This window comes from Pseudoxanthomonas sp. LjRoot204_2 (assembly GCF_056175765.1).
In genome coordinates this window covers 1-1,522 of record NZ_JBGFFG010000617.1, presented here as the reverse complement: position 1 = coordinate 1,522, position 1,522 = coordinate 1, and the positions used below count along the sequence as shown (strand labels likewise).

Genomic DNA, 1,522 nt, shown 5'->3' with positions numbered 1-1,522 from the left:
GAGGAAGACGAATGCAGGATGAGGCCGTGAGCGAGCAGCAGGAGCAAAGCCCGCTGTTCAAGGCGTGGTTCGGTGGATCGGCCGTGGTCGATGAGCAGGGCCAGCCGCGCGTCGTGTTTCATGGAACCAGCCGGGCCTTCGAGGCCTTCAAGCCGGGCAGCTGGTTTGCAGAGGACGTGCGTGGTGCTGCGGTCTTCATCAACGGTGGCCGGCGTAGCAATGCGCGCATCCGTGAGGGCAGTGCGCTGGTGCCGGTCTACCTGGCCATCAACAAGCCGTTGGACCTGAGCATGCACTCGGTGCATGACTCCATGACGGTGAGGCAGCTGTTCGAGAAAGCGGGCGCGACGGACGCCGACATGCAGAGGTGCTTGGACATCATGGAGGCCTCCGCACTGGAATGGTGGAACCAGGTGCAGGCCGATCCCCAACAGGCCGCCAACTGGACATTCGGTCATCGCATGCCGGGCGCCCGCGGCGCCAGCTCGGAACCGCGCACGCTCCAGGATCGACTGAAGGACAGCTCCAGGCTCTGGAGCCACCTGGACAGCCATGAGGTCATGGCCGTGCTGAAGTCGATGGGCTATGACGGCGTCAAGACGCGCGAGTCGGTGCGCTACAACCCGAACCTCGCCGAGGGTAAGCGCCTGAATCGAAAGTTGGACGTGGAAGTGACGAACACGACCTGGTTGGCGTTTGCGCCTGAGCAGGTCAAAAGTGCCACCGGAAATGGGGGGCAATTCGATCCCGAAGATCCGCGTATCTGCTTCAAGCGTGCCAGCGAGCCGGAAGGCAAGGAAGACGCGCCAGCGGATGAGCTGGAAGAGGACGTTCCGGCTGCGCCGCGCTTCTAGCACGGCGACGGCAGTGGTAGCCTGATGTCGAATCGGAGGTCCTTGTGAACTATACGGAGTACCTGGCAACGCTGTCGCCTGAGGAACGTGAGCGCATCAAGCGGTACATCGTGCCGGCGCCAACGACTGAGCTCGTGCACCATGCGCCGGCCATGGGCCTTCGCCCACTTGGGCGTCCGGAGCTGGTCACGGCGAACCAGACGCAGCTGCTGCTCAAAGCGTGGGAACAGCCGCAGGACCTGCCCAAGGCGGGCCACGTGCAGGTGATCGTCTTCCCGCCCGGCGCAGACGTGCCGATCGTGTTGGTCAGCAAGACCGATCGCACGCCCACCGATGCCCGCAGCGGCAAGCTGTACCAGGTGGAGTTCGCCGCCCCGGCGGCGGAGGATGAGTCGCGTGCAGCTCTATCACGGTAGCGACCAGGCGCGGACAGAGTTCGTCAGCAAGCCGTCCCAGCGCTTCACCATGGGGCGCAGCTACGAGGTGACATCGCCGGCGAGTTTCTTCACGCCCGATGCGGACTACGCCCGCACGTTCGGGGCGGTGCTGACGGTCGTGGAGCTTGGCAAGGCCAAGTTGCTCGACCTGACCGAAGGCGCATGGGGGGTTGGTGATCCCGCCGCCTACGCGATCCTTGAAGCGCGCTTCGGCGAAGAGGTGGGCATGCT

3 protein-coding genes are annotated in these 1,522 nt (G+C 64.6%); all 3 read left to right on the top strand.

The features are described 5' to 3' along the window. The first annotated feature begins 83 nt into the window (after positions 1-83). Positions 84-854, top strand: coding sequence for an ADP-ribosyltransferase-containing protein (locus AC04L7_RS18450; RefSeq protein ID WP_475513665.1), 771 nt, complete (start codon positions 84-86; stop codon positions 852-854). 44 nt (positions 855-898) lie between these two features. Then, complete coding sequence (locus tag AC04L7_RS18445) at positions 899-1,270, top strand: hypothetical protein (RefSeq protein ID WP_436001201.1); 372 nt, start codon at positions 899-901, stop codon at positions 1,268-1,270. Then, positions 1,251-1,522, top strand: a 272-nt coding sequence (locus tag AC04L7_RS18440) for a hypothetical protein (protein WP_475513664.1), incomplete at its 3' end; no start/stop codon positions are given. The genes AC04L7_RS18445 and AC04L7_RS18440, both read left to right, overlap by 20 nt.